General features: G+C 29.6%; 9 protein-coding genes. 1 reads left to right on the top strand and 8 read right to left on the bottom strand.

Annotated features, from left to right (window positions below):
* Positions 1–187: 187 nt before the first annotated feature.
* Both dprA and ACVHXK_RS18375 read right to left on the bottom strand, forming a co-directional pair.
* A complete protein-coding gene (gene dprA / locus ACVHXK_RS18380) occupies positions 188–1,117 on the bottom strand; it encodes a DNA-processing protein DprA (protein WP_461207864.1) in 930 nt (309 codons plus the stop codon).
* A gap of 15 nt (positions 1,118–1,132) precedes the next feature.
* On the bottom strand, positions 1,133–2,677 hold the full coding sequence (locus ACVHXK_RS18375; RefSeq protein ID WP_461207863.1) for a YifB family Mg chelatase-like AAA ATPase: 1,545 nt from the start codon (positions 2,675–2,677) through the stop codon (positions 1,133–1,135).
* 176 nt (positions 2,678–2,853) lie between these two features.
* Here ACVHXK_RS18375 and ACVHXK_RS18370 point away from each other — a divergent pair, with 176 nt between their 5' ends.
* Entirely contained in the window at positions 2,854–3,183 is a 330-nt protein-coding gene (locus ACVHXK_RS18370) for a single-stranded DNA-binding protein (protein ID WP_461207862.1), read from the top strand.
* Between the two features lie 20 nt (positions 3,184–3,203).
* Here ACVHXK_RS18370 and ACVHXK_RS18365 read toward each other — a convergent pair whose 3' ends face one another.
* The 6 genes from ACVHXK_RS18365 to ACVHXK_RS18340 all read right to left on the bottom strand — a co-directional run bounded on the left by ACVHXK_RS18365 (position 3,204) and on the right by ACVHXK_RS18340 (position 6,494).
* Positions 3,204–3,779 (bottom strand): transposase, encoded by a 576-nt coding sequence (locus ACVHXK_RS18365; RefSeq protein WP_461207861.1) that lies wholly within the window; start codon positions 3,777–3,779, stop codon positions 3,204–3,206.
* Between the two features lie 334 nt (positions 3,780–4,113).
* Positions 4,114–4,341, bottom strand: coding sequence for a hypothetical protein (locus ACVHXK_RS18360; RefSeq protein ID WP_461207860.1), 228 nt, complete (start codon positions 4,339–4,341; stop codon positions 4,114–4,116).
* Positions 4,341–5,048: a hypothetical protein gene (locus ACVHXK_RS18355; protein ID WP_461207859.1), complete on the bottom strand. Its 708-nt coding sequence runs from the start codon at positions 5,046–5,048 to the stop codon at positions 4,341–4,343. The genes ACVHXK_RS18360 and ACVHXK_RS18355 overlap by 1 nt, the downstream gene beginning before the upstream one ends.
* Positions 5,049–5,446: 398 nt before the next feature.
* Positions 5,447–5,701 carry a DUF2442 domain-containing protein gene (locus ACVHXK_RS18350; RefSeq protein WP_461207858.1) on the bottom strand — a complete coding sequence of 85 codons (255 nt, stop codon included), beginning with the start codon at positions 5,699–5,701 and terminating at the stop codon, positions 5,447–5,449.
* Positions 5,702–5,715: 14 nt separating this feature from the next.
* Complete coding sequence (locus tag ACVHXK_RS18345; protein WP_461207865.1) at positions 5,716–5,982, bottom strand: DUF4160 domain-containing protein; 267 nt, start codon at positions 5,980–5,982, stop codon at positions 5,716–5,718.
* A 341-nt stretch (positions 5,983–6,323) separates the two neighbouring features.
* Positions 6,324–6,494, bottom strand: a complete 171-nt coding sequence (locus ACVHXK_RS18340) for a hypothetical protein (protein WP_461207857.1) — start codon at positions 6,492–6,494, stop codon at positions 6,324–6,326.
* Between the last annotated feature and the right edge of the window lie 266 nt (positions 6,495–6,760).

Genomic DNA, 6,760 nt, shown 5'->3' with positions numbered 1-6,760 from the left:
TTTTTATTGTAATCTAATAGGTAACATCTAGATTTGTTATTTTACATAAATTGGTTCTGTTAGGTTGATGGCTATGGATTCTCATCCTCGCCTCCCTGTCGGTTATTTGTAAAATTTACAAATTTCACACCCCTGGGGTGCTTCCAACATAATCCTAAAAAAATAATCAGTAGGAGATCATATTTCGCTAAACTCGGATTTGGCGTATAAAAAAACCTGCTTTAAAAGCAGGTAAAATACATTTTATTGAATTGTTTACAAAATGTTCATGACCCTCGAGGGTTCTTGTCATAGCTCCATTATAAATAAGCTCGTTAGTTCCTTTACTTTGAATACTATAAATATTATTGGGAACCGCGTATATTTCTCTTTTGTATTTTTTGCTATAAGAAGCTGTTATGAGCGCTCCGCTCTTCTCACTTGCTTCTACTACTAAGAGTCTTTTGCTAAAAGCACTTATTATCCTGTTTCTTTTAGGAAATCTTAATGCATCTGGCTTAGTGCCTGGTGAATACTCTGAAATAACTGCTCCATTGTCTATGATTTTCTCCATCAAATCTATATGTTCTTTTGGATAACATATATCAACACCATTTCCTAAAACAGCTATTGTATAACCGTTCTCTTTAAGACAAGCTGTATGTGAGTAAGAATCTATACCTTTCGCCATTCCGCTGATAACAGGAATATTGTTTTGAGCTAAAAATTGAGCTGTTTCTACTGCTACTCTTTTACCATAAGAGGTACATCTTCTTGATCCTACTATGCCAATCCCTATACTTTTAGCTATTAGATTCCCTCTATAGTATAATACAATCGGGCTTTCACTAATTTCCTTTACTTCTTTTGGATAAAAAGTGTCTTCTATCGTTAGAATTTTAATATTCTTTTTTACACAATTCTCTAGAATACTTTCTGAATAAGCTAAATCCTTTCCTTCATATATTCTTCGGGCTGTTTCTTTTCCTATTCCTTGAACTCTAAGTAACTCATCTTTTTCTGCACTATATATATTGGAAGGTTTTTGGAACACTTTTAGTAAATTTCTACTGAGAATTGGTCCTACCCCTTTTATTTTGCTAAGCCAAATCCAAAATAACACCTCTTCCTTATTCATATCCGCCCTCCATATCTATACCGTAACCATTTTAGCTTGCTCTTTTTCTAAATCTCTACAAAGTAATGCCTTAGCAATATGTTTTTTTCTTATTTGCTCTTCTTCATCCATATCTGCTAAGGTTCTTGCTACTTTCAAAAATTTATGATAAGTTCTAGCACTGAAGCTAAATCTTTCGAAGGCTAACCTAAGTAATTTCATACTTTCTTCTTCCAAAATACAGAATTCTTTTATCATAGCAGGTGTCATTTCAGCATTACAATTTACTTTATTGAAATTCACATATCTTTTTACTTGTTTTTTTCTCGCCTTTTCTACTCTTTCTTTTAATTCTTTAGAAGATATTCCACTATAATTATTAGATAATTTCATAAATTCTACTGGTTGAATTGTTTTCTGAATATCTATTCTATCTAATATAGGGCCAGAGATTTTCTGTCTATATTTCAACACTTCATAATCTGTACAATGACATTTATCAGTACCATAGTACCCACAAGGACATGGATTCATAGCAGCAATAAGCATAAAATTAGCAGGATAAGTATTAGTATATTTTACACGAGAAATTGTCACTATTCCATCCTCCATTGGTTGCCTTAGAGAATCTAATGTTCTTTTGTTAAACTCTGCAATTTCATCTAAAAACAAGACTCCATTATGTGCTAAAGAAATTTCACCTGGCTGTGCATTCATACCTCCACCAACCAGTGAGTTTGTTGATGCATTATGATGTGGTGCTCTATAGGGTCTTTCCTTAACAAGTCTTCCTCTATTTTTTAATAATCCTGCAACACTATAAATCTTTGTGACTTCCAATGCCTCCTGTTCTGTCATAGATGGAAGTATTGTCGGTATACGTTTTGCAATCATAGATTTACCACACCCTGGTGCTCCTGACATCAGGAAGTTGTGACCTCCTGCTGCAGCGGCTGTTACATATTCTATAGCTTCTTCTTGCCCCTGCACATCGCGAAAATCAAGTAAATAATCTGTATTAATTATATGTTCTTCTTTAAAATCATCTAAATTGTTATACTCATAAGTCCCCTCTAAAAAACTCATCACTTCATCTAATGTCTCAAATCCAAAAACATTTATCTCTTTTACTAATGAAGCCTCCTTCATATTTCCTCTAGGAACTATTACATTTTTTATACCAACTCTTTGCGCTTCTATTACCATGGGTAACACACCAGAACAAGGTCTCAATCTTCCATTTAGTGACAACTCTCCAATAAAACCAAATGTATCAAGCTTATCAGTATCTACCTCTATCTGATTGGATTGCATAAGTAATCCTATTGCTATACCTAAATCAAAATGCGATCCACTCTTCTTTATATCACAAGGTGCTAAACTTATTACAATTTTCATCTTTGGAAACTCTAGCCTTGAATGAACTATTGCTGACTGTATTCTATCTCTAGATTCCTTTATGGCTGTATCTCCAAGCCCTATTATCGAAACACATGGTTTAGAAAAAATTGTGTCAATTTCTATCTTTACCACGTATGCATCTATTGCCATTATTGCAAAACTATTTACTACCGTAGCCACTATATTACCTCTTTTCATAAATAATACCATTAAAAAATTTTATCCTTTATTTTGTATAACCATTAATAAGTTATATCCTTTTGAAAAATATTTAATCATTAAAAATAAATTTATTTATGTATAAAAATGTTTGTTTGGGATATAACTCTTAACAACAAAAATTTGGAGGTGTTTATTTGAATAGTATTCAAATTGTAGGACGTATTGCTAAAAAAGGCGACCTTATCACTACAGAAAATAATTCAATGTTAAATATCAGAGTTGCTGTAGATAGAAATTTTAAAAATTCTAAAGGCGAAAAAGAGACTGATTTTATTCCAGTTAAGATTTTCGGAAATTTAGCTAATGCCATCAATGACTTTACCGATGTCGGAAGATTGGTCAGCATATCTGGAAGAATTCAAGTTAGAACCTATGACCAAGATGGAGTAAAAAGATATTTCACTGAAATTATAGCTAATGAAATTAGATTTTTGGATAAAAAGAAAAAAGAAGCTGCATTATAAGGAAAAAGCTAGTAACTGAATTATTGGTTACTAGCCTTTTGATTAATCATATTATCTACACCTTCAACAAATTCTTTATAAGCTTTCCTTCTATTTTCATAATTAAAATAATTAAGAATTCTATCTGAATTAATAATTTTTTCTTTTGTATCACCTATCATCATTGAATAGCTACTCCATCTATAATCTTCAGGTTTTTCTACCATCTTTGCTCTTACGGGATTTAAGTGTATGTATCTGCTTGTTTGTAGCATTTGCGAGTCGTTTTCTATTAATTCTGAAAAATATCTTTTCTCATACAAATGTCCACAATAATTATATTTTTCATTAAAAAACTTAGCGTAAACCCCGTTTAATCTTGCCATAAAGTACTTCATGTGTTTATTGTACGTATGTAATAATAAATGAACATGATTATCCATTAAACAATAGCATACTAACTCAAATTCATTTTCATAAAACTTAATATTTCCTTCTAATAAAGTAATATATATTTCAAAATCTTCTTCATCTCGAAATATATCATTTCTCCGATTTCCTCTAATAGTTATGTGATAAGTATTATCAGGATACCAAATTCTCTCCTTATCAGTCATTATTTCACCTACTTATTTATTATATTTTAAAGTTCCAGGTTTACTAATTTTTTCAAATCTCTTAAATGATTATTGACATAATTTTAAGAAAATATTCAATAGAAGATCTTCTTTCGCTAAACACAGAAATTGGCGTATAAAAAAACTGCTTTATAAAAGCAGTAAAAATACATTTTATTGAATTGTTTACAAAATATTCATGACCCTCGAGGGCCCTTCCAATAAATGGATGACGTTAGGAATTCATTTATTGGTTGCTTTTTGTCATAATTCGGAAACGCAGTTGACAAATTATGACTTTCTCACGCCAGGAATTCATTTATTAATTGCTTCACTAATTAACAAAATCTATTAATTCTTCTACAGATAAAACCTTCTTATATGGGGCAAATTCACCATATACTCTTATTACTTCTGAGTAATCAGCTCCTCCAAGTATACCCAATTGAAAATCTACACCTCTATTTTTTTTCATAATTTCAATAGCTTCTCTTCTTGAAATCTCCAACATTGCAGTTCCAGATATTCCTGTCCTTCTAGCATATAGATATGACTTTCTCACTACTCATCACCTCCAAATTTTGAATAAACAATCTTATACAAATAGTCAATAAAAGATATCTCAATTTCTTGCGGTACCTCCGGAATATTATTTAACCAATTTCTTAAATCTGAAGAATATCTTAATTTTTCTATATCACGTGATTTCTTATAGATAACTTCATGTGTATAGAAATTTAACAACGCATCTTTCCTAGTACAAAACTGTATTTCAATAGGAAAACTAGCTGGGTTATTCTTAATATATAAATGAACAGCTCTATACCCATCATCTATTTTTTTAGGATTACTATTAAAATCAACAATGTCCAATTTTGTTGAATTCTTCTGCTTACTAAAGTGTTCAACTATTATATCTTTCTCAATATCGCTAATAATTCTTATACCTATTACATCATTACAAACTTCTCTTAATTGTTTACTCTGATTTAAATTCTTATTCCATTTCAATCGCAAAGAACTTTCACTTTTAATTCTATATGATACATTTACATCTTCTTGCATATTATCTTCAAAATATACATCAAGTTGAGTTAGAATGTGGTCCAAATACCCAATATAATTTAGAATTTCATCATAAATTTCTTCAAACTTAAAATGTTTTAACGTTTTTCTCATAGAAGGCAATTTAGTTTTAATCTCGTAACTATTTAACTTATTAACTAATTTTAAGAATTCTACTCCTTCATCTTTAAACAATTCTTTCATCTTAAACTCCCTAATAAATCTACATTTTGTTCTTCAGATAATTGAAATCCAATAATAAATACATTTAAATTCTCACTTTTATTTTATCATTATATATCCAAAGTATCAATTTAATCTAATCTATTTATTAATCTATCCAATCGTTAATATATAACACCACTGCTTCCGTAGTTTCACCTATTATGCTTGTCATAACTTATATATTAATTATCGCCACTTTTTCATCATTTTATAATTCTTATTTTAATATATTTCGCTAAATCAAGATTTTGGGTATATAAAAACCTGCTTTAAAAAAGCAGGTAAATTACATTTTATTGAATTGTTTACAAAATGTTCATGACCCTCGAGGGTCCTTCCAATAAATGGATGACGTTAAGAATTCATTTATTGGTTGCTTACAAAATGTTCATATCCCCTAGGGGTGTTGCCTCTTCATAAAGAACTTCTGGATCAATATCAGCTTCATTGCTCCATTCAATGCTATCAAAACTGACTCTAACTGTTCGAAATATCTTCTCATCCTTTAATTCTCTAAATATACCCTTCTCTAGATATGGTTTCATATCAAAAGTTCTTTTTTCTCCATTTTCAAAAGTTAATAGTAGTTTATAATCTTGTAATGGTTTTACTTCTACTACAGCAAGATACATAAATCATCAACCTCCTATTTCAATGGGTCTATTTTAAATGGCAATTCACTGTTCATTGCTAATGTCCAGTCTGCTAATAGTTCTTCTTTTCTTAATTCTGCCCAAGCTAAGACCAATTTAAGTTGTTTTTTAGGCAAATTGCCTTCTGTTACTTCACATGTGTTTATATCTATCACAGCTTTATAATTCTGATAATATGCATGAAAATGTGGTGGATTGTGTTCTTTTGGTACACAAAACATTCTGATTATTATTCCGTAGAACATACTTATAGTTGGTATTTTATCACCCTTTTCAATATATTTATTGATTTTTTTTCAATTCATTTTGTTATATCACCTAAAAGAAATGTAGTTATTTAATTTATTTGATATTTCAATTTTACCATTGTAAAATCTAAATATCAATCAATGTATCTTACATATAAATATAACACATAATATATTTATTTTTAGTTATTAAAAACACTTTTATTCTTATATATATCAGTATTTCGCTAAAGATTTATTTGGGGTATAAAAAAACTGCTTTATAAAAGCAGGTAAAATACATTTTATTTAATTGTTTACAAAATGTTCATGACCCTCGACCTTCCAATAAATGGATGACGTCTGGAATTCATTTATTGTTTGCTATCTGTTCTAAATTCTGCCAAATCAGCCGTCTGATCCATAATAGAATCAATTTTCTTTTCAATTTTATCTAATTTAGTTTTAGTTTCTTCTGCATTAGTATTCGCAATTTTTTGACCTTCCAAAAGCTGATTAAGTAATTCAATTATATCGTTATCCAAATTATCAACTCCTATCAATTTTCTTGATAACATATAGTTTCATTCTAACAATGTTATATAACTTTTTCAATAATTTATTAATTCGCTAAATACAGATTTGGCGTATAAAAAAAACCTGCTTTAAAAGCAGGTAAAATACATTTTATTGAATTGTTTACAAAATGTTCATTACCCTCGATGGTACTTCCACATAGCCATCAACCTAAGAATACAATTTTATTCCAATGCTTGATGGCTATTTTAATTTATACAATTGGAAATTAAAT

It is taken from the genome of Clostridium sp. DL1XJH146 (assembly GCF_054819755.1).
This window is presented reverse-complemented; position numbering and strand designations above follow the sequence as displayed.

Bases quoted from the DNA above. Each gene is read 5' to 3' on its own strand.
- ACVHXK_RS18355 (WP_461207859.1), bottom strand. From the start codon at position 5,048: ATGAAAGAATTGTTTAAAGATGAAGGAGTAGAATTCTTAAAATTAGTT.
- ACVHXK_RS18350 (WP_461207858.1), bottom strand. From the start codon at position 5,701: ATGTATCTTGCTGTAGTAGAAGTAAAACCATTACAAGATTATAAACTA.
- dprA (WP_461207864.1), bottom strand. From the start codon at position 1,117: ATGAATAAGGAAGAGGTGTTATTTTGGATTTGGCTTAGCAAAATAAAA.
- ACVHXK_RS18365 (WP_461207861.1), bottom strand. From the start codon at position 3,779: ATGACTGATAAGGAGAGAATTTGGTATCCTGATAATACTTATCACATA.